The organism is Bradyrhizobium neotropicale, from assembly GCF_001641695.1.
Lineage (GTDB): Bacteria > Pseudomonadota > Alphaproteobacteria > Rhizobiales > Xanthobacteraceae > Bradyrhizobium > Bradyrhizobium neotropicale.
Map to the genome: position 1 here is coordinate 176,164 of NZ_LSEF01000028.1, position 25,635 is coordinate 201,798.

At 65.6% G+C, this 25,635-nt stretch carries 21 protein-coding genes, 1 other RNA gene and 1 pseudogene; 14 read left to right on the top strand and 9 right to left on the bottom strand.

The genetic code is table 11. The features are described from left to right. Together AXW67_RS43810 and AXW67_RS06735 are read right to left on the bottom strand one after the other, a co-directional pair. Positions 1–178, bottom strand: a pseudogene (locus AXW67_RS43810) (crossover junction endodeoxyribonuclease RuvC); the annotation flags it as partial. 219 nt (positions 179–397) lie between these two features. Continuing rightward, on the bottom strand, positions 398–1,144 hold the full coding sequence (locus AXW67_RS06735; RefSeq protein ID WP_027553863.1) for a YebC/PmpR family DNA-binding transcriptional regulator: 747 nt from the start codon (positions 1,142–1,144) through the stop codon (positions 398–400). Positions 1,145–1,353: 209 nt separating this feature from the next. Between AXW67_RS06735 and AXW67_RS06740 the strand changes: the two genes are divergently transcribed. The 5 genes from AXW67_RS06740 (at position 1,354) to AXW67_RS06760 (ending at position 9,049) form a co-directional block, all read left to right on the top strand. Continuing rightward, positions 1,354–3,114 (top strand): methyl-accepting chemotaxis protein, encoded by a 1,761-nt coding sequence (locus tag AXW67_RS06740; protein WP_063677226.1) that lies wholly within the window; start codon positions 1,354–1,356, stop codon positions 3,112–3,114. Positions 3,115–3,297: 183 nt separating this feature from the next. Further along, positions 3,298–4,722: a methyl-accepting chemotaxis protein gene (locus AXW67_RS06745; protein WP_027553865.1), complete on the top strand. Its 1,425-nt coding sequence runs from the start codon at positions 3,298–3,300 to the stop codon at positions 4,720–4,722. Positions 4,723–5,058: 336 nt separating this feature from the next. Beyond that, entirely contained in the window at positions 5,059–5,523 is a 465-nt protein-coding gene (locus tag AXW67_RS06750) for a (2Fe-2S)-binding protein (RefSeq protein ID WP_201723644.1), read from the top strand. 8 nt (positions 5,524–5,531) lie between these two features. Beyond that, entirely contained in the window at positions 5,532–7,709 is a 2,178-nt protein-coding gene (locus AXW67_RS06755; RefSeq protein ID WP_063677228.1) for a xanthine dehydrogenase family protein molybdopterin-binding subunit, read from the top strand. Further along, complete coding sequence (locus AXW67_RS06760; protein WP_063677229.1) at positions 7,706–9,049, top strand: c-type cytochrome; 1,344 nt, start codon at positions 7,706–7,708, stop codon at positions 9,047–9,049. The genes AXW67_RS06755 and AXW67_RS06760 overlap by 4 nt, the downstream gene beginning before the upstream one ends. 73 nt (positions 9,050–9,122) lie before the next feature. Here the strand turns inward: AXW67_RS06760 and AXW67_RS06765 are convergent, their stop codons facing one another. From AXW67_RS06765 to AXW67_RS06785, 5 genes are all read right to left on the bottom strand, one after another. Beyond that, positions 9,123–9,947 carry a TIGR00282 family metallophosphoesterase gene (locus tag AXW67_RS06765; RefSeq protein ID WP_063677230.1) on the bottom strand — a complete coding sequence of 275 codons (825 nt, stop codon included), beginning with the start codon at positions 9,945–9,947 and terminating at the stop codon, positions 9,123–9,125. Further along, complete coding sequence (locus AXW67_RS06770; RefSeq protein ID WP_063677231.1) at positions 9,925–10,521, bottom strand: 5-formyltetrahydrofolate cyclo-ligase; 597 nt, start codon at positions 10,519–10,521, stop codon at positions 9,925–9,927. The genes AXW67_RS06765 and AXW67_RS06770 overlap by 23 nt, the downstream gene beginning before the upstream one ends. 206 nt (positions 10,522–10,727) lie before the next feature. After that, positions 10,728–10,889, bottom strand: a non-coding RNA gene (gene ssrS, locus AXW67_RS06775) — 6S RNA. A gap of 58 nt (positions 10,890–10,947) precedes the next feature. Further along, on the bottom strand, positions 10,948–11,331 hold the full coding sequence (locus tag AXW67_RS06780) for a cell division protein ZapA (protein WP_027553871.1): 384 nt from the start codon (positions 11,329–11,331) through the stop codon (positions 10,948–10,950). Further along, the gene (locus AXW67_RS06785; protein WP_027553872.1) at positions 11,328–11,648 is read right to left on the bottom strand and encodes a DUF4164 domain-containing protein; all 321 of its coding nucleotides are present in this window, start codon (positions 11,646–11,648) and stop codon (positions 11,328–11,330) included. The genes AXW67_RS06780 and AXW67_RS06785 overlap by 4 nt, the downstream gene beginning before the upstream one ends. Before the next feature lie 288 nt (positions 11,649–11,936). Here AXW67_RS06785 and tkt point away from each other — a divergent pair, with 288 nt between their 5' ends. From tkt to AXW67_RS06825, 8 genes are all read left to right on the top strand, one after another. After that, entirely contained in the window at positions 11,937–13,922 is a 1,986-nt protein-coding gene (gene tkt / locus AXW67_RS06790) for a transketolase (RefSeq protein ID WP_063677232.1), read from the top strand. Between the two features lie 170 nt (positions 13,923–14,092). Continuing rightward, positions 14,093–15,100: a type I glyceraldehyde-3-phosphate dehydrogenase gene (gene gap / locus AXW67_RS06795; RefSeq protein ID WP_063677233.1), complete on the top strand. Its 1,008-nt coding sequence runs from the start codon at positions 14,093–14,095 to the stop codon at positions 15,098–15,100. Positions 15,101–15,280: 180 nt separating this feature from the next. Further along, the gene (locus tag AXW67_RS06800; RefSeq protein WP_027553875.1) at positions 15,281–16,474 is read left to right on the top strand and encodes a phosphoglycerate kinase; all 1,194 of its coding nucleotides are present in this window, start codon (positions 15,281–15,283) and stop codon (positions 16,472–16,474) included. Positions 16,475–16,527: 53 nt separating this feature from the next. Then, positions 16,528–17,595, top strand: a complete 1,068-nt coding sequence (fba, locus tag AXW67_RS06805; protein WP_027553876.1) for a class II fructose-bisphosphate aldolase — start codon at positions 16,528–16,530, stop codon at positions 17,593–17,595. Positions 17,596–17,850: 255 nt separating this feature from the next. Beyond that, positions 17,851–18,876: a class I fructose-bisphosphate aldolase gene (locus AXW67_RS06810; RefSeq protein ID WP_063677234.1), complete on the top strand. Its 1,026-nt coding sequence runs from the start codon at positions 17,851–17,853 to the stop codon at positions 18,874–18,876. A 2-nt stretch (positions 18,877–18,878) separates the two neighbouring features. Further along, positions 18,879–19,553: a thiamine phosphate synthase gene (locus AXW67_RS06815; protein ID WP_063677235.1), complete on the top strand. Its 675-nt coding sequence runs from the start codon at positions 18,879–18,881 to the stop codon at positions 19,551–19,553. 9 nt (positions 19,554–19,562) lie between these two features. Then, the gene (locus AXW67_RS06820) at positions 19,563–20,651 is read left to right on the top strand and encodes a tetratricopeptide repeat protein (protein WP_063677236.1); all 1,089 of its coding nucleotides are present in this window, start codon (positions 19,563–19,565) and stop codon (positions 20,649–20,651) included. A gap of 85 nt (positions 20,652–20,736) precedes the next feature. Next, on the top strand, positions 20,737–21,522 hold the full coding sequence (locus tag AXW67_RS06825) for an inositol monophosphatase family protein (protein WP_063677237.1): 786 nt from the start codon (positions 20,737–20,739) through the stop codon (positions 21,520–21,522). Between the two features lie 34 nt (positions 21,523–21,556). Here AXW67_RS06825 and AXW67_RS06830 read toward each other — a convergent pair whose 3' ends face one another. Continuing rightward, positions 21,557–21,901 (bottom strand): hypothetical protein, encoded by a 345-nt coding sequence (locus tag AXW67_RS06830; protein ID WP_145927448.1) that lies wholly within the window; start codon positions 21,899–21,901, stop codon positions 21,557–21,559. A gap of 154 nt (positions 21,902–22,055) precedes the next feature. Here AXW67_RS06830 and AXW67_RS06835 point away from each other — a divergent pair, with 154 nt between their 5' ends. Then, positions 22,056–22,271 (top strand): hypothetical protein, encoded by a 216-nt coding sequence (locus AXW67_RS06835; RefSeq protein WP_063677239.1) that lies wholly within the window; start codon positions 22,056–22,058, stop codon positions 22,269–22,271. A gap of 133 nt (positions 22,272–22,404) precedes the next feature. Here the strand turns inward: AXW67_RS06835 and AXW67_RS06840 are convergent, their stop codons facing one another. Further along, positions 22,405–25,560 carry a multidrug efflux RND transporter permease subunit gene (locus tag AXW67_RS06840; protein ID WP_063677240.1) on the bottom strand — a complete coding sequence of 1,052 codons (3,156 nt, stop codon included), beginning with the start codon at positions 25,558–25,560 and terminating at the stop codon, positions 22,405–22,407. Between the last annotated feature and the right edge of the window lie 75 nt (positions 25,561–25,635).

Here is a 25,635-nt window from a genome sequence, read left to right on the forward strand (position 1 = left end):
CCTCATGGATCGCGAGCAGCCGGCTCGACAGCGGCAAGTCGTCCGGCGGTTCCACCGAGCCACAGGCGACGTAGATGAGACGATTGCCCTCGGCCTCGATCACGCCCCAGCCGGTGCGGCGGAGGCCAGGGTCGATGCCGATGATACGGACGGGCTGGCGAATCGGGAGCGCGGTCATCGGCCAGTGATAGCGGCTGGCTGCTGCGGGGGAAACAGAAACAGAACGGAAGTAACAGGGGAAGTGGGGTCTCGTGGTTGAGTGCCCAGCGCTGCCCACCATGGCGTCATACCCCGCGAAGGCGGGGTATCCAGTACGCCGCGGCTTCTCCGTATCTCGCTGGCGTCTCTGGAATACTGGGCGCCCGGTCAAGCCGAGCGACGACAGGGAGAATGAGGCTCAGCCGCCCATCTTCGCCATCAGCGCGTCCGACACCTCGAAATTGGCGTAGACGTTCTGGACGTCGTCATGCTCGTTGAGCAGGTCCATCAGCTTGAGCAGTTTCTCGCCGGTCTCATCATCGACCGAGACCGTGTTCTGCGGCTTCCAGATCAGCGCGGCCTTGCGCGGCTCGCCGAACTTGGCTTCCAGCGCCTTGGCGACGTCGCGGTAGCTCTCGGTCGAGGCGTAGATCTCGTGGCCGCTCTCGCTCGAGATCACGTCGTCGGCGCCGGCCTCGATCGCGGCGTCGAGCACCGCGTCGTCGGAGGCAACGCTGCGGTCATATTCGATGATGCCGGTGCGGTCGAACATGAAGGAGACCGAGCCGGTTTCGCCGAGATTGCCGCCCGACTTGGTGAAGAAGGAGCGGATGTCGGAGGCCGCGCGGTTGCGGTTGTCGGTCAGCGCCTCGACGATGACGGCGACGCCACCGGGGCCATAACCCTCGTAGCGGATCTCGTCATAGTTCTCGCCGTCGCTGCCGAGTGCCTTCTTGATGGCGCGCTCGATATTGTCCTTCGGCATGTTCTCCTGGCGCGCGGCGATCACGGCGGCGCGCAGGCGCGGGTTCATGTTGGGGTCGGGCGTGCCCAGCTTGGCCGCGACGGTGATTTCCCGCGCCAGCTTGCCGAAGAGCTTCGACTTCTGGGCATCCTGCCGCCCCTTGCGGTGCATGATGTTCTTGAATTGGGAATGTCCGGCCATGCTGGTCTCTTCGAGTGGTCTCTTGGGTCGTCCGCCAATCAGGGGGAAAGCGCGGCCTTATAGGCCGCCAACCCACCGGAATGAAAGGGTTCTCTCAGATTTAAGGTAACATCGTAAGGGCACATGCCTTACGGTGAGGCATTGTTAACCCTGACTTCATTTCGGCTTGCGAAAATAGCGTCCGCTCGTCCACCGACAAGAGTGACCTGATGGCGTTCGCATTATTTCGCAAGCGTGAGCCGGACATGTCCGCGCCTGTGGCAGCCCCGCAGGCCGAGGCGTTAGCTGCGCGTTCCGAGCCGCCCCAAGAAACGTCCCAGGCCGCCGAGGGCGATTCGGCCCGCGAAATCCTGGAGCTGCTGGAACTCGAGCTCGGCGCCATGATTCGCCAGCTCGAACGTGCCGCCAATTCGGTCGCCGGCGGTGCGGAGGCTACCGCCGCGACGCTTGCCACCATCCGCGCGCGCACCGATGCGCTGACCGGACGCACCAACGCCGCCCAGTCGACCGCATCCACCTTCGCCGAGGCCGCCGACAAGTTCACCCAATCCGCGCAGGGAATCGGCGCGCAGGTCCGCGCCGCCGGAAAGCTCGCCGACGAGGCCAGCGCGGCCGCACAGGAGGCCCGCGCCAATGTCGACCGCCTGCGCGAGTCCTCGGCCGCGATCGGCAATGTCGTCAACCTGATCGCGCAGATCGCGAGGCAGACGACGCTGCTCGCGCTCAACTCGACGATCGAGGCTGCACGCGCCGGCGCGGCGGGGAAAGGGTTCGCGGTCGTCGCCACCGAGGTCAAGGCGCTGGCGGTGCAGACCCAGGGTGCGACGGAAGAAATCACGAAGAAGATCGACGCGCTGCAGAAGGACGCCGCGAGTTCGGCCGATGCGGTGCACCGCATCTCGCAGGCAATCGAGGCGATCCGCCCGGTATTCGAGACCGTCGACGGCGCGGTCGCGGAGCAGAACGCGACCACCAGCGAGGTCTCCGGCAACGCCGCCAGCGCGTCGCAATTCATCGTCTCGGTCGGCGAGAGCGCGGCCGAGATCGACGCCGCGACCAAGGCCGCCGAGACCCATGGCGAGAACGTCGCCAGCGCCGGCAAGGCCGTCACCACGTTCGCACAGAAGCTGAAGTCGCGCTGCGCGGTCCTGCTCAGCCAGAGTGAGCATGACGATCGCCGCAAGACCGAGCGCCTTCCCTGCCATCTCAAGCTCGAAAACGCCCGCGGCGTGATGCCGGTGTACGAGATCGCGATGGACGCGGTGCTGATCGGCGGCGCGGACGCGGCAACGCTCGCGCTGCACGCGGTGATCGAGGGCACGCTCGAAGGCGTCGGCGCCTGCCGCCTGCGCGTGATTGAGCAATCCAAGGCCGGCGCCCGCGCGCAATTCATCGGTCTCAATGCGGAGCTAGCCGAGAAGATCGAAGACCGGATGTGGTCGATCCACGAGGAGAACACCGAGTTCGTCACCCGTGCCATGGAAGCGGGTAGCGCGCTGACGAAGATCTTCGAGCAGGCGGTCGCGCGCGGTGACGTCAAGATCGATGACCTCTTCGACACAGATTATGCGGAGATTGCCGGCACCAATCCGCAACAATACCGCACGAAATATCTGGACTGGGCCGACCGGGCACTGCCGCCGTTCCAGGAAGCCTTTCTGGCGAAGGAGCCGCGCATGGCGTTCTGCGCCATGGTCGACCGCAACGGCTTCCTGCCGGTGCACAACAGGATCTATTCGCAACCGCAGCGACCGGGCGATGTCGCCTGGAACACAGCCAACAGTCGCAACCGGCGCATCTTCAACGATCCGGCCGGGCTCTCTGCCGCGCGCAACCTGCGCTCGTATCTTATTCAGAGCTATGCGCGCGACATGGGGAACGGGAATACGGTGATGATGCGCGAGATCGATGTCCCAATCCGCGTGCAGGGCCGGCACTGGGGCGGATTCAGGACGGCCTACAAACTCTAGAGCACGATCCGTAGAAGCGCGGTCTTCCGAAAGATCATGCTTCAACAAAAAATCAGGGAGCGATGACAATTCGCGCCCTTGGTGCACCCTCAGGCAAGACGCCGACGCGCGAATCACCTTTTAAACTTGGAATGGGAATGCCGCGCGGGCCGGCGAACGGCTCTGACTGGAGAACTCGCGAACATGTCCGTTGCACAACTTGCAGTACTGGACACCGGCTCCAACCGGACGCTGGCCGAACGTCTGATTGACCAGCTCGCCGACCGCATCGGCGGTCTCGGCGTGGAACTCGCCGATATCGCCGGCAACGTCCAGGAGGTTGCAAGCCGCGTTTCGAGCCAGTCGGAACGGTTTCACCATCTGCAGAAGACGGCCGAGACGATGGTCTCGGCCAATCACGACATCGCCAATGCGTCACAGGCGGTGCAATCGACCACATCCGCAGCCGTCGGCGAGATCTCCCAGTCGCGTCATGCGGTCGAGACCGCGGTCAGCCACATCTCGGAACTCGTTGCGGCGGTGGGGCGGATCGAGGCACGGCTCAGCGCAGTCGGCTCGGCACTGGCACAGGTCGCGAAAGTCTCCGGTTCGATCGAGGCGATCGCAAAGCAGACCAACCTGCTGGCGCTCAACGCCACCATCGAAGCGGCACGCGCGGGCAACGCCGGCCGCGGCTTCGCGGTCGTCGCAAGCGAAGTGAAGAACCTTGCGGAGGCGACCCGCCAAGCCACGCATCAGATCTCCGACACCGTGCGCGATCTCGACGGCCAGATCGAAGGCCTGATCGGCGAGAGCAGCGACGCCTCGCAGCGCGCGAAGACCGCCGGCGAAGGCGCCCAGCAGATCTCCGGCATCATCACTCGCGTGCAGCAGGGCTTTGCGTCGGTCGAAGCGGAGATCGGCAGCGTCACGCGCGCCGCGACCTCCAATCTCGGCCATTGCGATACGGTCATCAGCGAGCTCAACGAACTCGCCAAGGGCGTCGACCTCTCCTCCCGCGACCTCAAATACGCCGACGAGCGGGTGGCCAAGCTGCTCGACGTCTCCGAAGGCCTGATCGCGCTGATCGCCGACAGCGGCGTGGAGACGTCTGACGCGCCGCTGATCCGCGCCGTCGTCGACACCGCGAAGCGGATCTCGGCCGAGTTCGAGGCCGCGATCGACCGCGGCGAGATCACGCTCGACCAGCTCATGGACGAGACCTATCGGGAGATCCCGGGCACCGATCCCAAGCAGTATCTCACCAAATACGTCGACTTCACCGACCGCGTGCTGCCCGCGATCCAGGACCCGATCCAGAAATCCGATCCCCGCATCGTGTTCTGCGTCGCCTGGGCCAAGGGCGGCTATCTGCCGACCCACAATCCGAACTACCGCCTGCCGCAGGGCAAGGACCCGGTCTGGAACAACGCCAATTGCCGCAACCGGCGCCTGTTCACCGATCGCGCGGTGAAGAAGGTCGCGGCCAACACCAAGCCGTTCCTGCTCCAGACCTACCGCCGCGACATGGGCGGCGGACAATTCGTGCTGATGAAGGACCTGTCCTCGCCGATCGTGGTCCGCGGCAGGCACTGGGGCGCTTTCCGGATGGGCTTCCGGCAGGGCTGACGGCCGGCCGGACGCCGATCACGCGACGCCCGCGCTCGCGGGCCTTTCGCAATCGCACGAATTTCCGCATCGCACAGCTTGCGAATTCGAAGATCGTTTTGCGATGATCGTGCCCGCATGTGAAGAAAATGCGTCACAAAATGACGCTTATCATATAAAATAGTCCAAAACTGAAGCGATCGTCCAGCACGATTGCGTGAAACGCATTGTTTGCTGCGTCGCGCGCGCAAATCTGCATTGCGAAAATTTTGTCGCCTCGCGCGCTGCTTCAGTGCGATATGGGCGGGCGATTTCGCAAATGTCCGCTGCCCGCGGCCATTGAGTAAGGGGATGCATATGGCAACGACGCTGACAATCAACGGCGAGAAGAAAACCTTCGACGCCCCGCCCGAAATGCCCCTGCTCTGGGTGCTGCGCGACATCCTCGGAATGACCGGCACGAAATTCGGCTGCGGCATCGCGCAATGCGGCGCCTGCACGGTGCATGTCGACGGCAAGGCCGTGCGCTCCTGCGTGCTGCCGGTGAGCGCGGTCGAGAACCGCACTGTGACCACCGTCGAAGCCGTCGGCAGCACGCCGGCCGGCGCGAAGGTGCAGAAGGCCTGGCTCGATCTCGAAGTGATCCAGTGCGGCTACTGCCAGTCCGGCCAGATCATGTCGGCCGCGGCGCTGCTGACAGCAACGCCAAATCCGGATGACTCCGACATCGACGCGGCGATGGCCGGCAACATCTGCCGCTGCGGCACCTATGTGCGGATCCGCGAGGCGATCAAGCAGGCCGCCTCCGGCCGTCAGTCGTGAGGTCCGCCATGATTGCAGACAAGACTCTTCAAGGCGTCTCGCGCCGCGCGCTGCTGACCGGTGGCGTTGCGACCGGCTTTCTTTTGGCCTTCCACCTGCCGCTGCGCGCCGCCGTCAACGAGCCGGTGCAGCCGAGCGACGCGACCGACGGCAAATTCGCGCCTAACGCCTTCATCCGCATCGACGAGATCGGCCACACCGTCCTGATCATGCCGCAGGTCGAGATGGGCCAGGGCACCTACACCTCGATCTCGGCGGTGCTGGCCGAAGAGCTCGACGCCGACTGGGCCAAGGTCGAGGTCCAGCACGCGCCGCCGAACGACAAGCTCTACGGCAATCCCACCTTCGGCCTCCAGGTCACCGGCAATTCCAACTCGATCCGTGCCTGGTGGACGCCGCTGCGCAAGGCCGGCGCGACCGCGCGCGCGATGCTGGTGCAGGCCGCAGCGAACCAATGGGGCGTCGAGCCCGCGAGCTGCACGGCGTCGAAGGGCGAAGTCACCCATGCGGGAAGCGGCCGCACGCTCGCCTACGGCGCGCTGGTGCAGGCCGCACAGGGCCAGACGCCGCCGAAGGATGTTGCGCTGAAGGACCCCAAAAACTTCGTCTATATCGGCCAGTCGCTGAAGCGGCTGGATACGCCGGACAAGGTCAACGGCAAGGCCGTCTACGGCATCGACGCGATCCTGCCCGGCATGAAGATCGCGACGGTGGCGACCTGCCCCGTGTTCGGCGGCAAGGTCGGCAAGGTCGACGACAGCGCGGCGGTGAAGATTCCCGGCGTGCGCAAGGTCGTGGCGCTCGACGACACCGTCGCTGTCATCGGCGATCACATGTGGGCGGCGAAGAAGGGCCTCGAAGCGCTCAAGATCGAGTGGAATGAAGGTCCGCACGCGAAGCTCACCACGAAGGACATCTGGCAGGATCTGCGCGCCGCCGGCGCGAAGGACGGCGCGGTCGCAAAATCCACCGGCGACATCGCAAAAGGCCTTTCGAGCGGCGACAGGTTCGAGGCTGCCTACGAGCTGCCGTTCCTGGCGCATGCGTCGATGGAGCCGATCAACGCCACCGTGCATGTGAAGCCGGACTCCTGCGAGATCTGGACCGGCACGCAGATCATGACGCGCGTGCAGTCCGAGGCGGCGAAGGCCGCCGGCCTGCCCGTCGACAAGGTAATCGTCAACAACCACCTGCTCGGCGGCGGCTTTGGCCGCAAGCTCGAGCCGGACATGGTGATCACCGCGGTGAAGATCGCCAAGCAGGTCGATTATCCCGTCAAGGTGATATGGACCCGCGAGGAGGACATCCAGCACGACGTCTATCGTCCGGTCTATCGCGACCAGATCAGCGCCTCGCTGGTCGACGGCAAGGTCGCGGCCTGGAAGTACAAGGTCGCCGGCTCGGCGGTGCTGGCGCGCTGGCTGCCGCCGGCGTTCCAGAAGGGCATCGACATCGACGCCGTCGACGCCGCGGTCGATGCGCCTTACGACTTCGCCAACTTCCACGTCGAATATGTCCGTGCCGAGCCGCCGGCGGTGCCGACTGGCTTCTGGCGCGGCGTCGGCCCGAACAACAACGTGTTCGCGGTCGAATGCGCGATGGACGAGCTCGCGGGCAAGGCCGGCAAGGATCCCGTTGAATTCCGCCGCTCCATGCTGACGAAGAACCCGCGCATGCTCGCGGTGCTCAACCTCGCAGCCGAGAAAGCCGGCTGGGGCCAGCCGCTGCCGGCGCGCGTCGGCCGCGGCGTCTGCGTGCAACCGTCGTTCGAGAGCTTCATCGCAACCGTGGTCGAAGCGGAGATCGACGATATCGGCGAGATCACGCTCCGCCGCGTCACCTCCGTTGTCGACACCGGCATCGCGGTCAACCCGGATACGGTGAAAGCGCAGATCGAGGGCGGCCTGATCTTCGGTCTCACCGCCGCGCTCTATGGCGAGATCACCATCGACAAGGGCCGCGTGCAGCAGTCGAACTTCCACGACTACCGCATGATGCGCATCAACGAGACGCCGAAGATCGAGGTGATCGTGGTGAAGAGCGGCGAGGCGCCAGGCGGCATCGGCGAGGCCGGCGTCAACGCCGGACCGCCGGCGCTGCGCAACGCGATTCTTGCCGCCACCGGCGTGGCGCTGCGGCGCCTGCCGATCGATCGGAAAGCTTTGGCTGTGGGGAAGAAAGCATGAGTGGGGCGATGCGCATCTTCGCAAGCCTGGTCGTGATCGCCGTCGTCGCGATGGCGGTTGGCGTCTGGTACATCCGCGGGCCGCACCCGCTCGACTTCGCCGGCGGCGCCAAGGTGGCGCTGGCGGACTACCGCGCCGGCAAGCCGACCGGCGTGCCGGCCTCGCTGGAGAAGGCGAGCCTGATCGAACGCGGCGAATATCTTGCGAAAGCGGCCGACTGCATGGTCTGCCACACCAAGCCGGGCGAGAAGGAATATTCCGGCGGGCTCGGCTTCAAGCTTCCGTTCGGCACGCTCTATTCGACCAACATCACGCCGGACAAGGAAACCGGCATCGGCAATTACAGCGACCAGGATTTCCTCAACGCGGTCCAGCGCGGCACGCGCCATGACGGCGCGCAGCTCTACCCGGCGATGCCGTACACGTCCTACACCTACATGACGGACGACGACGTGCTGGCGGTGAAGGCGTATCTCTTCAGCCTGCCGCCGGTGCGCGCGAAGGCGCCGGACAACACGCTGTCATTCCCGTTCAACCAGCGCTGGGCAATGATGTTCTGGTCGGTCGTGTTCAATCCGGACACGCGCTTCACGCCGGACACCTCGAAGAGCCCGGAGTGGAACAGAGGCGCGTATCTGGCGGAAGCGCTGGCGCATTGCGGCGAGTGCCACACCCCGCGCAATCTTGGCTTTGCGCTGGACAACCGCAAGAAGTTCGCCGGTGCCGTCACCGCCGGCTGGCGCGCCTTCAACATCTCCTCCGACAAAGCCACCGGTCTCGGCAATTGGCGTGATGAGGATCTCATCGCCTATCTGTCGGTCGGCCATGCGCCGGGCCACGGCTCGGCCTCGGGTCCGATGGGCGAAGCGGTCGATCGCAGCTTCAGCCAGTTCGCTCCCGAAGACATCCGCGCCATCGTCGCCTACCTGCGCAGCGTGCCGCCGCAGCCCTCGCCTGACCTCCCCGCAGGCACGGCGCCGGTCGCGCCCGCCTCGCACAGGGACGGCGTCACGGCGGATGCGCGCGGCAAGAAGGTCTTCGCCAGCGCCTGCGTCAGCTGCCATGGCTGGAGCGGCGAAAGCCCGGTGTCGCCGATGGCAACGCTGACCGGCACCTGGGCCGTCAACGACCCGGCCGCCATCAACGTCGCACAGATCGTGCTCTCAGGCACCAAGCGCCACACGCCGGACGGTGCGCTGTCGATGCCCGCATTCGGCAACGCCTATACCGACGACGAGATTGCGGCGGTGGCCAATTACGTGACGGCGCGGTTCGGCACCAAGGGCTCGACGCTGACGGCGAGGGATGTTGCGGAGTTGAGAGAGCAGACGGCGGAGTAAGCGCGCCGCCAATGCCGCTGCACCTTCTCCCCTTGTAAGGGGAGAGGGTGCATTGAACGTGCGGTGCCGCCAATTAGCTCAACCAGAACCGCGGCGTCGCGGGCTCCAACCGGCCGCCCGCGCGCACCGGCGCAATCCGCAGCGCGAGCCCCGTCGCATCATCCGTCTCCACCGCGACACCGCTGAGCGTCGCGGCGCCCGCGGCCGGCTCGAAACGGCCTGACGGAATGCCCGACGTGAACCTGCGCAGCGGTTCTTCCTTCTGCATGCCGATGATGGAGTCGTAGTCGCCGGTCATGCCGGCGTCGGTCATGTAGGCGGTGCCGCCGCTGAGGATCTGGTGATCGGCGGTCGGCACATGCGTATGCGTGCCCACGACGAGGCTGGCGCGGCCGTCGCAGAAGAAGCCTATGCCTTGCTTCTCGCTGGTCGCCTCGCAATGGAAATCGACGACGATGGCGTCGGCGGCCTGGCCGAGCGGACAGGCGCCTAGCTCGCGCTCTAGCGCGGCGAAGGGGTCGTCGAACGGGGTCATGAAGACGCGGCCGAGCGCGTTGACGACGAGCGCGTGCTTGCCGTTCTTGGTCTCCACCAGCGCCGCGCCGCGGCCGGGCGTGCCGCGCGGATAGTTCGCCGGCCGCACCAGGCGCTCCGCGCGCTCGATGAACACCAGAGCTTCGCGCTGGTCCCAGGAATGGTTGCCGAGCGTCACCGCGTCGGCGCCGGCATCGAGGAGCTCCTGGTAGATCGCCTCGGTGATGCCGAAACCGCCGGCGGAGTTCTCGCCGTTGACAACGACGAAATCGAGCGACCAATCCTTGACCATGCCGGGCAGATATTCGGCAATCGCCGCACGCCCGGCTCGGCCGACGACATCACCCACGAAGAGAATGCGCAACTTCAGAACTCCGGAAATCGAACACGTCCGATTCCGTTAGCACATAATCCAGCGCGACGTCGTGCGATAGTGCCGGAACCGCCTCGATCTCCTGCGCCGCGAAAGCAAGGCCGATACCGACGACGTGCTTGGTCTTGCGCAAATGCGCGAAGGTGAAGTCGTAATGCCCCGCGCCGTAACCGATGCGATGGCCGAGACGGTCGAAGGCCGCAAGCGGCGTCAGCATGATGTCCGGGATGACCTCGGCCGCGGCCGGCGACGGCTCGGGAATGCCGAGCGGACCCAGCATCAGGCGGTCGTTCGGATGCCAGATGCGGAAGATCAGCGACTGGCCGCGCGCGGTAACGCAAGGAAGCGCGAGCCGCGCGCCTTCGCCAGCGAGCTTCACCATCAGCGGCGCCGGGTCGATCTCGCTGCGGATCGGCGAATAGCCGGAGATGATGCTTCCGGGGAGCAGCTCGAACGGCAGGCCGCGCTTGGCGAGTTTTGCTGCGGCTGTGCTGCGCTTCTTCTCGCTGAGCGCGTCGCGCTTGGCGAGAGCCTTGGCACGCAGTTCGGATTTGGAGTAGGTCATCTGCGTTTTCCCCGAAGGCAGAGCCCCCGCTCCGCCATCATCGCCCGTGCATGCAGGCGATCCAATTTCCAGAGACGCCAGTGCAAGAACCTCGACGCCGCGGCGTCCTTGATACCCGCTCTCGCGGACATGACACCGAGACTTGGATTGAACCGCGAGCGTGTCGGGGACGCAAATTTCGACAGGCACAGACCAGAAGGTAGAAGCGCGAAGCCGCGGACGCCGTTGAAGCACTCGATCCCGGAGTTCCCTACGAAAGTAGGTGGGCACCATATGTCCGGGCCCACGGGCCCGGCCAGGGACAGTTCCCTAAAGGATCGATAAGGCCCCGGGGATATTATGGCTCCTGACGTGCGCCGCAGCCTCGCTTTTGCAATCTAACAACGAAGCCGACGAATCGCCAGCCCGGGGGCATCGAGCCCCCAACTAACCGATCGCGATCCCGCCGCCGACGGTCCGGTTCAGGACCTGGGTCGACTTCTCGATGCGCTCGGCCGCGGCGTTCAGCGCGTTGACGACTGCGGTCTGGGTCATCCGGGCGCGCTCGACGGCGGCATTGCGGAAATCCCGCAGCTCGTTCAATTCCTGCTCCATGGTGCGGATGCGGTTGCCTGCATCGACCAGCTCGTCGCAGGCGGTCAGCGCCGCCATCACGGTGAGACGCGCATCGCCGATCTCGCCGAACTTTCCGCGCAGCGACTGGATTCGCGTCTCCAGGCTTTCTGCGAGCTTTAGCAGCCGCACCTCCTGGCCCTCCTCGCAGGCCATGCGGTATTGCCGGCCGTTGATGGTGACGTTGATGTGGCTCATCCGTCCTCTCCGGTATCGAGCACCGAGCGTATCGTGACGATCGCGGAATCCAGCTTCTCCGATATCTCGCGATTGGTGCGCTCGAGCTTGCGTGCCTTCACCAGCGCACCGTCGAGTTCATCAGCCAATCGCGAGCGATCGGCGCCGAGCGCCTGGATTCGCGTCGCGAGTTCGTTCTCGTCGCGATCGGCATCGCGCCGCCGTTCGACTGCGCTTTCGAGCGCATCGAGCGCTGCCATGAGCCTGCGGGTCGCGATCTCGATCTCGACGGCAGACGATTCCGTCATGGCGGAACTGTTGGAAACGCGATCGTTCATGCAGTCAGCGGCGGAACCTTGTGGCCTTTGTCCCCGGGGCCTGCCGTCCGGCAAAAGACTCGGTTCGGCAAGCGGTTACAAGCGGAAATTTACGTGGCAGGGAAGCGATGCGCAACGCCGGCGGGAAACTATGCACCGATAAGCAACTTTTGCGGCCAAACCGGCGTTTGATTGCCTTGGACTCCCGGAACCGAGATGCTATCCCCACCCTCGACCCATAGGCCGCCAGGCTCTTCCCCCGCGGTCCCACGCCACTGCCAAGCGCTTCATTTCAGACGGATTTTCAACATGACGCAGGTCGACCACACCCGTATGGCCAACGCGATCCGCGGCCTCTCGATGGATGCTGTCGAGAAGGCGAAATCGGGCCATCCCGGCCTGCCGATGGGCGCCGCCGACATCGCCACGGTGCTGTTCACACAGTTCCTGAAGTTCGACGCCGCCGCGCCGAACTGGCCCGACCGCGACCGCTTCGTGCTCTCGGCCGGCCACGGCTCGATGCTGCTCTATTCGCTGCTCTTCCTCACCGGCAATGCCGACATGACGCTGGACCAGCTCAGGTACTTCCGCCAGCTCGGCTCGCTGACCCCGGGGCACCCCGAAAACTTCCACACCAAGGGCATCGAGACCACGACCGGTCCGCTCGGCCAGGGCATCTCGACTGCCGTCGGCATGGCGCTGGCCGAGAAGATGCTGGCTGCCGAGTTCGGCAAGAAGATCGTCGACCACCACACGTTCGTGCTCGCCTCCGACGGAGACCTGATGGAAGGCGTGTCGCAGGAAGCGATCGCGATGGCCGGGCACTGGAAGCTCAACAAGCTGATCGTGCTCTACGATGACAACGGCATCTCGATCGACGGCCCGACCTCGATCTCCGATTCCGTCGACCAGGTGAAGCGCTTCAAGTCCGCAGGCTGGGCTGCCGAGAAGATCGACGGCCAGGACCAGGCTGCGATCGCCGCCGCGATCACGCGCGCGAAGAAGTCGAACAAGCCGACGCTGATCGCCTGCCGCACCACCATCGGCTACGGCGCGCCGCACAAGGCCGGCACCGCGAAGGCGCATGGCGAGGCGCTCGGCGCCGACGAACTCAAGGCCGCCAAGGAAAATCTCGGCATCTCGCTCGAGCCGTTCTCAGTGCCGGACGACGTGCTGAAGGCGTGGCGCGAAGCCGGCAGCCGCGGCGCGGCTGCGCGCCAGGAATGGGAAGGACGGCTCGCTGAGCTCGGCAGCCGCAAGCGCGCCGAGTTCGAGCGCCGCCTGCGCCACGAACGTCCCGCTTCGCTCGCGAAGGCGCTGCGCGCGCACAAGAAGGAGCTCCTGGAGAAGCCGCTGACGGCTGCGACCCGCAAGTCCTCGGAAGCGGCGATCGAGGTGATCGCGGCCGCGATGCCGATGGAGTTTCTCGCAGGCTCGGCTGACCTCACCGGCTCCAACAACAACAAGGCGAAGTCGGCAACCGCGTTCTCGGCCAAGACGCCGAAGGGCCGCTTCATCCATTACGGCATCCGCGAGCACGGCATGGCCGCGGCCTTGAACGGCATCTTCCTGCACGGCGGCTTCGCGCCGAACGGGGCGACCTTCCTGGTGTTCACCGATTATGCGCGTCCCGCGATGCGCCTTGCCGCCTTGATGGGCGCCGGCGTCGTCTACGTGATGACGCACGACTCCATCGGCCTCGGCGAGGACGGCCCGACCCACCAGCCGGTCGAGCATCTGGCGGCGCTGCGCGCCATTCCCAACATGCGCGTGTTCCGCCCCTGCGACTCGATCGAGGTCGCCGAGTGCTGGGAGCTGGCGCTCAACCGCATCGACGGCCCGACGGTGCTGGCGCTGACGCGCCAGAACCTGCCGCAGCTCCGCACCACCGCGCCGAACGAGAACCCCTGCCAGCAGGGCGCCTACGAGCTGGTCGCGGCCCAGGGCGAAGCCAAGGCGACGCTGTTCGCCTCCGGCTCGGAGGTCGAGATCGCGGTCGCGGCCCAGAAGCAGCTCGCCGAACGCGGCATCCCGTCGCGGGTGGTCTCGGTGCCCTCGCTCGAGCTGTTGTTAGCGCAACCAGAGGCCAAGCGCGCCGCCATCATCGGCAACGCGCCGGTCAAGATCGCGATCGAGGCCGCGGTGCGCTGGGGCTGGGACGCCGTGATCGGCCAGGACGGCGAATTCGTCGGCATGCATTCGTTCGGCGCGAGCGCGCCGGCGAAGGACCTTTTCAAGCACTTCGGCATTACTGCCGAGGCTGCGGTTAACGCTGTGCTGAAGCGCGTAACCTGAGAGTTGAGCTTGCCCTGAAAAAGGACTACGTAACTCCTCATATGATCACGCACCGCCCGGCCGAACCGGGCGTCCGCCCTAAAAAACCCTCGCCGGCGCGTTACGCGCGTCGCGCGGGATGACAGACGTCATTGAACACGCGTCATTGAACGGTCATAAGGAGACGAAACATGGCAGTCCGCGTCGGAATCAACGGTTTTGGCCGCATCGGCCGCAACGTCCTGCGCGCTATCGCCGAGTCCGGCCGCAAGGATATCGAGGTCGTCGGCATCAACGATCTCGGCCCGGTCGAGACCAATGCTCATTTGCTCCGCTTCGACTCCGTTCACGGCCGCTTCCCCGGCACTGTCACCGTCGATGGTGACTCGATCAGCCTCGGTGGCAACAAGATCAAGGTGACCGCCGAGCGCGATCCCTCGAAGCTGCCCTGGAAGGATCTCGGCGTCGACATCGCGCTGGAATGCACCGGCATCTTCACCGCGAAGGACAAGGCCTCCGCGCATCTCGTCGCCGGCGCCAAGCGCGTCTTGGTCTCCGCGCCCGCCGACGGCGCCGACGCCACCATCGTCTTCGGCGTCAACCACGACACGCTGACCAAGGATCATTTGGTCGTCTCCAACGGCTCCTGCACCACCAACTGTCTCGCGCCGGTCGCCAAGGTGCTGAACGACCTCGTCGGCATCGAGACCGGCTTCATGACCACGATCCACGCCTATACCGGCGATCAGCCGACGCTGGACACGCTGCACAAGGACCTCTACCGCGGCCGCGCCGCGGCGATGTCGATGATCCCGACCTCGACCGGTGCTGCGAAGGCGATCGGCCTCGTGCTGCCCGAACTGAAGGGCAAGCTCGATGGCGTCGCGATCCGCGTGCCGACCCCGAACGTCTCGGTCGTCGACCTCAAGATCGTCGCCAAGCGCGCCACCGACGCCAAGGAAGTCAACGCGGCGATGAAGCGCGCCTCCGAGCAGCAGCTCAAGGGCATTCTCGGCTACACCACGGCGCCGAACGTCTCGATCGACTTCAACCACGACCCGCACTCCTCGACCTTCCACGAGGACCAGACCAAGGTGCAGAACGGCACGCTGGTGCGCGTGATGTCCTGGTACGACAACGAGTGGGGCTTCTCGAACCGCATGGCGGACACCGCCGTCGCGATGGCAAAGGTGATCTAAGGGGAGCGCAGTGCTTCCTGCCTGGATCGGAATTCCTGGCGTCATTCTGCTGTTCGCATTGATCGCGTACGGGATGCGCCAGGGAGGCAAGGTAACGACCAGGCAGGAAGGCAATCCACCCGAGCGCGATGCGCCGTAAGTCGCCAGCTAATAACGTCGCCAGCTAACGAGTATCAGGACATGGCCAGTTTTCGCACCCTCGACGACGTCGACGTGAAGGGCAAGCGCGTGCTGCTGCGCGTCGATCTCAACGTGCCCATGGAGAACGGGCGCGTCACTGACGCAACCCGGCTCGAGCGCGTCGCGCCGACCATCACCGAAATCTCGGACAAGGGCGGCAAGGTCATCCTGCTCGCGCATTTCGGCCGGCCGAAGGGACGCGATCCCAAGGAGTCGCTCAAGCAAGTCACCGAAGCGCTGTCGAAGGTCGTGAAGAAGCCCGTCGCCTTTGCCGATGACTGCATCGGCGAGCCCGCGGCCACGGCTGTGGCGGCCCTCAATGACGGCGATATCCTCTGTCTGGAGAATACCCGCTTCCACAAGGAAGAGGAAAAGAACGATCCCGCCTTCGTCGCGGAATTGGCCAAGCTCGGCGACATCTGGGTCAACGACGCCTTCTCGGCCGCGCACCGCGCCCATGCCTCGACCGAAGGCCTCGGCCACAAGCTGCCCGCCTATGCCGGCCGCACCATGCAGGCCGAGCTCGATGCGCTGGAGAAGGCGCTGGAAGCGCCGACCAAGCCGGTCATTGCGATCATCGGCGGCGCAAAAGTCTCGACCAAGATCGATCTGCTCGAAAATCTCGTCAACAAGGTCGACGCGCTCGTGATCGGCGGCGGCATGGCCAACACTTTCCTGCACGCGCAGGGCGTCGCGGTCGGCAAGTCGCTGGCAGAGAAGGATCTCGCCGCCACCGCGGTGCGCATCATGGAGAAGGCCGAGGCCGCGAATTGCGCCATCATCCTGCCGGTGGATGCCACCGTCGCCTATCATTTCGCCGCCAACGCTCCCTCGCATGCATATGGTCTCGATGCGATCCCCGCCGACGGCATGATCCTCGACGTCGGCCCGCAATCGATCGCCCGCATCCATGCCGCCATCGACGATGCCGCGACGCTGGTCTGGAACGGCCCGCTCGGCGCCTTCGAGCTGCAGCCGTTCGACCGGGGCACGGTCGCGGCCGCCAAGCACGCAGCCGAGCGCACCAAGGCCAAGAAGCTGATCTCGATCGCGGGCGGCGGCGACACCGTCGCGGCGCTGAACCAGGCCGGCGTCGGCGGCGATTTCACCTATGTCTCGACCGCCGGTGGCGCATTTCTTGAATGGATGGAAGGCAAGCCCCTGCCCGGCGTCGAGGTTCTGCGCGTCAAGTAATCGGTCGGCAAATAGCTAGCGGCCCCGCAGGCCCAAACGGGAGAAAAAGACAGATGGCTCGGATCACGTTACGTCAATTGCTCGACCATGCAGCGGAGAACGATTACGGCGTACCGGCCTTCAACATCAACAACATGGAGCAGGCGCTGGCGATCATGGACGCGGCCAATCAGGTCGACGCCCCCGTCATCATCCAGGCCTCGCGCGGAGCGCGCTCCTACGCCAACGACGTCATGCTCAAGCACATGATGGACGCCGTGACCGAGATTTATCCGCACATCCCCGTCTGCGTGCATCTCGACCACGGCAACGAGCCCGCAACCTGCATGACCGCGATCCAGGCCGGCTTCACCTCGGTGATGATGGACGGCTCGCTGAAGGCCGACGGCAAGACCCCCGGTGACTGGGGCTACAATGTCGACGTCACCAAGACCGTGACCGACATGGCCCATCTCGGCGGCATCTCGGTCGAGGGCGAGCTCGGCGTGCTCGGCTCGCTCGAGACCGGCATGGGCGACAAGGAAGATGGCCACGGCGCCGAAGGCAAGCTAAGCCACGACCAGCTCCTGACCAATCCGGACGAGGCCGTGAAGTTCGTCAAGGAGACCAAGGTCGACGCGCTCGCGATCGCGATGGGTACCTCGCACGGCGCCTACAAGTTCACCCGCAAGCCGGACGGCGACATCCTCGCCATGAACGTGATCGAGGAGATCCACCGCAAGCTGCCGAACACGCATCTCGTCATGCACGGCTCCTCGTCGGTGCCGCAGGACCTCCAGGACATCATCAACGCCTATGGCGGCAAGATGAAGCCGACCTGGGGCGTGCCGGTCGCCGAGATCCAGCGCGGCATCAAGAACGGCGTGCGCAAGATCAACATCGACACCGACAACCGCATGGCGATGACCGGCCAGATCCGCAAAGTCCTCAAGGACCATCCGGAAGAGTTCGATCCGCGCAAGTACCTGAAGCCCGCCATGGAGGCGATGACCAAGCTGTGCAAGCAGCGGCTCCAGGAGTTCAACACCGCCGGCCAGGCCTCCAAGATCAAGAAGGTCCTGACCACCGCCGAAATGGCCAAGCGCTACGCCAAGGGCGAGCTCGACCCCCGCGTCGCGTAGCGATCGCGCGGTGGCGCAAGCCAGCGAACCGATCCGCTTCCGGGGCGCCGCGCAGCGGCGAGCCCGGAATCCATAATCACAGCCTGGGGTTATGGATTCCGGGCCTGCGCCTTTCGGCGCATCCCGGAATGACTACCTTTTTGCAGGCGCGACACTCCCTCCCCCTTTACCCTGCGACGAACGTTAACTCGGCAATTGCCCGAGAACGGTCTATTTTTGCAGGCAAGGGCAGCATCGTTTTGGGAGGACCTCTCGATGAATCTGACTGAGCTCAACAGGATCGCGACCGCCATGGTCGCCTCCGGCAAGGGTATCCTCGCCGCCGACGAATCCTCCGGCACCATCAAGAAGCGGTTTGACGCGATCGGCGTGGAATCGACCGAAGCCAACCGCCGCGACTATCGCGAGATGCTGTTCCGGTCGAAGGAGGCCATGAGCCAGTACATCTCGGGCGTCATCCTGTTCGACGAGACGATCTGGCAGGACGCCAAGGACGGCACGCCGCTGATCAGGCTGATCGAGGAGAGTGGCGCCATTCCCGGCATCAAGGTCGACGAGGGCACGCAGGCCTTGCCGATGTGCCCGGGCGAGCTCGTCACCGTCGGGCTCGACAAGCTCGCCGAGCGCTTGAAGAAATACTATGAGCGCGGCGCGCGCTTCGCCAAATGGCGCGCGGTGATCGACATCGGCAGCGGCATCCCCTCGATGACGGCAATCAGCGTCAACGCCCATGCGCTGGCGCGCTATGCCGCGCTGTGCCAGGCCGCGCAGATCGTGCCGATCGTCGAGCCGGAGGTGCTGATGGACGGCGATCACGACATCGACCGCTGCCTTGAGGTGACCCAGCGCGTGCTCAACAAGACCTTCCAGGAATTGCGCGTGCAGCGCGTCGCGCTCGAGGGCATGGTGCTGAAGCCCAACATGGCGGTCGCCGGCAAGAAGTCCGCAAAGCAGGCCTCCGTCGAGGAAGTCGCGGAGAAGACGGTGCGGATGCTGAAGGCCTGCGTGCCGGCGGCGGTGCCCGGCATCGCCTTCCTCTCCGGCGGCCAGTCGGATGAAGAGGCAACCGCGCATCTCAACGCCATGCACAAGCTCGGCCCGCTGCCCTGGGGCCTGACCTTCTCCTACGGCCGCGCATTGCAGGCCGCGCCGCAGAAGGCCTGGTCCGGCAAGGCGGAGAATGTCGCTGCCGGGCAGCGCGCCTTCAGCCATCGCGCGCGGATGAACGGCCTCGCCGCCAAGGGCGAATGGACCAACAGCCTGGAAAAGAAGGCGGCCTAGCCTTGTCGAACAAATCGCCTCCGCCGCGCCCGGCGCCGCGCCTATATCTTGCGACGCCGCTCGTCGATGATCCCGCTTCGCTGCTCGCCGAGTTGCCCGGCCTGCTCGCATCCGCCGACGTCGCAGCCGTTCTGCTGCGGCTGAAGGAGACCGACCAGCGCACCATGATCTCGCGCATCAAGGCCTTGGCGGCGCTCGTGCAGAACACGGACGCTGCGCTGCTGGTCGACGGCCATCCCGAGCTGGTCGCGCGCGGCGGCGCGGACGGCGCACACCTCTCCGGCATCGCCGCGCTGGAGGAAGCGATGCCCTCGCTCAAGCCCGATCGCATCGCCGGCGTCGGCGCTCTGGCGACACGGCACGATTCCATGAGCGCGGGCGAGATGGGCGCGGACTACGTGCTGTTCGGCGAGCCGGACGCGCAGGGCCAGCGGCCCTCGGCCGAGGCGATCGCCGAGCGGCTGGACTGGTGGGCGGAGCTGTTCGAGCCGCCTTGCGTCGGCTTTGCCACGTCGCTTGCGGAAGCTCATGAGTTTGCCGCCAGCGGCGCCGATTTCGTGCTGGTCGGCGACCTCATCTGGGCCGACCCGCGCGGGCCCAAAGCCGCGCTGGCCGACGCCGACGCTGCGATCAAGAAGGGCCATGCGGCGTACCCCGTACGCCAGGGGCACGGCTAGCGGCAAACCATGAAGCTCTCTCGCATCACCTTCCTGGTCACGCTGGTGCTGACCGCGCCTGCGGCCGCGCAGCTCCAGATCACCCCGCCGGCGGCGACCCCGAGTCCGCCGTCCGCAAAATCAAGCGAAAAACCCAAAGAAGCGCCAAAGACGAAGCCGCACACGATCACCAAGAAGAAGGACCCTGCGCCGGCGCCGAAACCTTCCGCCTCGCCGAGCCCGGCGCCCGCCGCCACTGTGATCCCCGCGCCGCCGGCCGACAATCCCAATGTCGACCTGGTGTTCGGCGCCTATCAGCGCGGCCAGTACAAAACTGCCTTCGACCTCGCCACCGCGCGTGCACAAGCCGGCGATCCCAAGGCGATGACCATGCTGGGCGAGCTCTATTCCAACGCGATGGGTATCAAGCGCGACTACGCCAAGGCCGCGGATTGGTATAAGCGCGCTTCGGATGCCGGCGACCGCGAGGCGATGTTCGCGCTGGCGATGCTGCGCATCGCCGGCCGCGGCGGCCCCGTCGACAAGGGCGAGGCGGTCAAGCTGATGGCGTCCTCCGCCAAGCTCGGCGAGCCGAAGGCCGCCTACAATCTCGCCCTGCTTTATCTGGACGGGCAGACCCTGCCGCAGGACGTCAGGCGCTCCGCCGAGTTGCTCCGCCAGGCGGCCGACGCCGGCCTGCCCGAGGCGCAATACGCGCTCGCGACCTTCTACAAGGAAGGCACCGGGGTGCCCAAGGATCCCGACAAGGCGGTGCGGCTCTTGCAGGCGGCCTCGCTCGCCGACAATGTCGATGCCGAGGTCGAATACGCCATCGCCATGTTCAACGGCACCGGCACGCCGAAGAACCAGCCGGCCGCTGTCGCGTTACTCCGCAAGGCGGCGCGCCAAAACAGCGCCATCGCGCAGAACCGGCTGGCCTGGGTGCTGATCAACGGCATGGGCGTGGCCGTAGACAAGGTCGAGGGGTTCAAATGGCACATCGTCGCCAAGACCGCCGGCAAGGGCGATCCGGAGCTCGACAAGCAACTGGCCGACCTGCCCGCCGACGACCGGGCCAAGGCAGAGGCTGCCGCGAAGAAGTGGCTGGGGACCAAATGACTTGACGCAAAGGCCCTCGCAGGGCACCCAATCCCCTCAAATGGGCGCGGTTCCGCGCCACCTCCCCCGATCAAGACCAGAGCTCATGCTGTATTCCGCAACTATCAATGTCATGGTCAAGGCGGCGCGCCGCGCCGGCCGCAGCCTCAAGCGCGATCTCGGCGAGATCGAGCATCTCCAGGTCTCGCTGAAGGGGCCGGCGAATTTCGTCTCGCTCGCCGACAAGCGCGCCGAAGAAATCCTCTACCAGGACCTCGCCAAGGCGCGGCCCGGCTATGGCTTCATCGGCGAGGAAGGCGGACAGCGCGAGGGCACCGACAAGAGCCACACCTGGATCGTCGATCCCCTGGACGGCACCACCAACTTCCTGCACGGCATCCCGCAATTCGCGATCTCGATCGGGCTCGCGCGCGAGGGCACGGTGATCGCGGGCGTGATCTACAATCCCGCCAATGACGAGCTCTATATCGCCGAGCGCGGCAAGGGCGCCTTCCTCAATGATCAGCGCCTGCGGGTGGCCGGCCGCCGCCAGCTCAACGAATGCGTGGTGGCCTGCGGCCTGCCCCATATCGGCCGCGGCGATCATGAGGAATTCCGCCGCGAGATGACCGCGATCCAGGACCGTGTTGCAGGGCTCCGTCGTTTCGGCGCCGCCTCGCTCGACCTCGCTTTCGTCGCCGCCGGCCGCCTCGATGGCTACTGGGAGCGCAACCTGCAACCCTGGGACATCGCCGCCGGCCAGATCATGGTGAAGGAAGCAGGCGGCACCGTCAGCGACATCGATACGCCAGGCGATGCGCTGGTCACGGGCGACGTCGTCTGCGGCAACGAGTTCGTGCACGGCGAGCTGGTGAAGATCCTGCGGAAGTAGAAGGCGCGCTGCAAAGACGATGTGCTGACTGCGCTCAGATGACGGGCGCGGCACGTTTCAACGTCGTCACAGGCCAGTCGGTCCTCCGTTGACGGACAGCGTCGCGCGCGGCAATGAATTCGTGCACGTAGATCTGTTGACGATCTTGAAGCCGAGATAGCAGCGAATGATGCGCACGGCCGCTGTTGTCGCCGCAGCAGTTTGGTCCACGATGGCGCTTGCGCTTTTCCTCTGGCGCATCGAACCCCTGCTGCCCGCGCGCGGCGGAACCTCCTGCTTTGCCGCGAACTACAGCCCTGCCCGCCCCATCGACCTGTCCTCGCCCCGCGGCGACCAGCGCAGCACCGGCGAGGTAAGCGCGGCGCGGCTGCAGATTCATTTCCCGCCCGACGAACATCCCTTCCGCAGCGGCTCTCCGGGCCTCGACTACGATTGGCGCTATGTGCTGAGGCTCGAGACCAGGCTCGCCAACGGTGAGCTGCTGACCAGCAAAGCAATCTGCAATCGGAACGACACTTTTCGGCGACCGCATCATGCCGGCGCTGTTCTGCGACCTCGACTGCGACGGCGGCACCATCACCCTCTGGCGCAAGATCGGACGAGACGGGCTGTCGGCGCGATTCGAGGCCGGCGAGCGCTTGAGGACCGGCGGCAGCTGCGGTCAGGGCCTGCCGCTCTATATCGGAGCGGACCAGGAGGCGCGGAGCCTGCCGGTAGAGGCCTTGCCGCAGCAAACATGTGCCGAGTGAGCGCCATTCTCCCTCCGCATCGTCATTCCGGGACGCGCCTCTTGGCGCGGGCCCGGAATCCATTCTTCCGCATCGACGGTGGCACCATGGATTCCGGGTTCGCGCTTCGCGCGCCCCGGAATGACGGAGTGAGTTACGTCGACCTCACCGGCGCCGGCGGCCCGTACGCCTCGGCTTCCGCCTTCGCCACCTTCTCCCGATCCCCCGCCAGCACGCGCTGCACGGAGACGAAGAACACCGGCACCATCAGAAGCGCGAGGATGACGACCGCGATCATGCCGCCCATCACCACGGTGCCGAGCGATTGCTGGCTGGCGCCGCCGGCGCCGTGCGCGATCGCCATCGGCAGCACGCCGCAGATGAAGGCAAGGCCCGTCATCAGGATCGGGCGGAAGCGCAGGCGACAGGCCTCGATGGTGGCGTCCAGCAGCGGCTTGCCCTCTTTCCGCAGGTCCTTGGCGAACTCGATGATCAGGATCGCGTCCTTGGCGGCAAGACCGATGATGGTGATGAGGCCAACCGTGAAATAGACGTCGTTGGGCAGGCCGCGCAGCATCGCCGCGATCACCGCGCCGGTGACGCCGAGCGGCACGGTGAGCAGCACCGCGAGCGGAATGGTCCAGCTCTCGTAGAGCGCGGCGAGACACAGGAACACCACGAACACCGACAGCCCGAGCAGGAACGGCGCCTGCGAACCCGAAAGCTTCTCCTGCAGTGACTGTCCGGTCCATTCATAGCCGAAGCCGCGCGGCAACCGGCCCGCAAGCTTCTCCATCTCGGCGATCGCATCGCCCGAGGTGAAGCCGGGCTTGGCTTCGCCCGAGATGCGCACCGCCGGATAGTAGTTGAAGCCGGCGATCTGCGTCGGTCCGCGCGCCCATTCGATCGTCGCGAAGGACGAGAATGGCACGAGCTGGCCGCGGCTGTTCTTGACGTTGTAGTTGAGGATGTCCTCGGTCTTCATGCGATCGCGGCTATCCGCCTGCACCACGACGCGCTGCATGCGGCCGCGGTTCGGGAAGTCGTTGATGTAGTTCGAGCCGAGATTGGTCGAGATCGTGTTGTTGATGTCCTCGAACGTGACGCCGAAGGCGCCGGCCTTCTCGCGGTCGATCACGAGATTGACCACGCCCGCTTCGGGCAGGCCCTCGATATAGACCTTCTGCAGCACGGGGCTGGCATTGGCCTCCGTGATCAGCTGGTCCGCGGCGCGCATCAGGGCCGTATAACCTTTCTGGCCGCGGTCCTGCAGGCGGAACGAGAAGCCTGAGGAGTTGCCGAGATTGTCGATCGGCGGCGGCTGCAGCGCTGAGATTTTTGCATCGCGGATCGAGGACAGGTCGCGGTTGATGTCGGCGACGATCGCCGCGGCGGAATCCTTCGGCCCGCGCTCCGACCAGTCTTTCAGCGTAATGAAGGCCTGCGCGGTGTTCATGCCCTGGCCGGAGAAGCTGAAGCCGGTGAGGAAGGTGACATCCTTCACGCCCGGTCGTTCGGCGAGATATTTCTCGACCTTCTCGATCACGGCCTCGGTGCGGGGATAGGACGAATCCGACGGCGTCTGCACGTCTGTGGTGACGAAGCCCTGGTCGTCGACCGGCAGGAAGCCACCGGGCAGGTTGATGAAGGCCCAGGACAGGCCAACCAGGAGCGCCGCATAGACCAGCATCAGGCGGCCGGTGCGCTTGATCGAGAAGGCGACAGTGCGGGAATAGCCCTCCTTGCCGCCTTCGAGCATGCGGTTGAACCAGCCGAACACGCCCCTCCTGGCGTGGCCGTGGCCGGCCGCGACGGGCTTGAGCAGCGTCGCGCACAGCGCCGGCGTCAGCGACAGCGCAAGGAAGGCGGAGAAGCCGATCGCGGCGACCATGGTGACGGAGAACTGGCGGTAGATGATGCCGACCGAGCCGGGGAAGAACGCCATCGGCACGAACACCGCCATCAAGACCAGCGTGATGCCGATGATGGCGCCGGTGATCTGCGACATCGCCTTGCGTGTCGCCTCCTTTGGCGGCAGGCCTTCCTCCGCCATGATGCGCTCGACGTTCTCGACCACGACGATGGCGTCGTCGACGAGGATGCCGACCGCGAGCACCATGCCGAACATCGAGAGCATGTTGATGGAGTAGCCGGCGAGCAGCAGCGTGGTACAGGCGCCCAGCAGCGCCACCGGCACCACGATGGTCGGAATGATAGTGTAGCGGATGTTCTGCAAAAACAGGAACATCACCACGAACACCAGCACCACCGCTTCGACCAGCGTCGACAGCACCTTCTTGATCGAGGCCTCGACAACAGGGGTGATGTTGTAGGGGATCTCGTAGGAGATGTTGGCCGGGAAGAAGCGCGACAGCTCCTTCATCTTCTCTTCGACCGCGCTCGCGGTCGCGAGCGCGTTGCCGGTCGGCGACAACAGCACCGAAAGGCCCGCGGTCGGCTTGCCGTTGAGCCGCGTGTTGAACTGATAGCTGAGGCCGCCGACCTCGATGCGTGCGACATCGCGCAGCCGCACGGTCGAACCATCAGGGTTGGCGCGCAGGATGATGGCGCCGAATTCGTCCGGCGAGGACAGCTGGCCCTTGACCAGCACCAGCGAGGAGGTGCGCTGGTTCGCGGTCGACGGCTCGGCGCCGATGCTGCCCGAGGCGACCTGCGCATTCTGCGCCGCGATCGCCTTGTTGACGTCGTCGGCGGTCAGTCCATAGCCGACGAGCTTGGCCGGATCGACCCAGACGCGAAGCGAGCGCTCGGTCGAATAGAGCGTGGCGCGGCCGACGCCGGGGATGCGGCGGATCTCGCCGAGCACGTTGCGGATCATGAAGTCGCCGAGGCCGACCTCATCCAGGCTGCCGTCGGTCGAGTTCAGCGTGATGATCTGCAGCACCGCGCTCGATGCTTCCTCGATCAGAATGCCCTGCTGGATCACCGCGCGCGGCAGGCGCGCCTCGACGCGCTTGATGCGGTTCTGCACCTCAACCGAGGCCGCGCTCGTATCGGTCCCCGGCACGAAATTGGCGATGATCTCGACCTGGCCGAGCGAGTCGCTGGTCGATTCGAAATTGAGGATGCCGGAGGCGCCGTTGAGTTCCTCCTCGATCAGCCGCGTGACGCTGTTGTAGAGGTTTTCCGGCGAGGCGCCGGGATAGCTGGTCGAGATCGAGATCGAGGGCGGCGCGATGATCGGATATTGCGCGATCGGCAATAGCGGGATCGCGATCGCGCCGATCAAGCAGATGAAAAGCGCGACGACCCAGGCGAAGATCGGCCGGTCGATGAAGAAGCTCGGCATTTGCCGCTTTACCCTCGTTGTTTCATTAGTCCCTCATGGTTAGGAGCGCGGAACGCGCGTCTCGAACCATGAAGG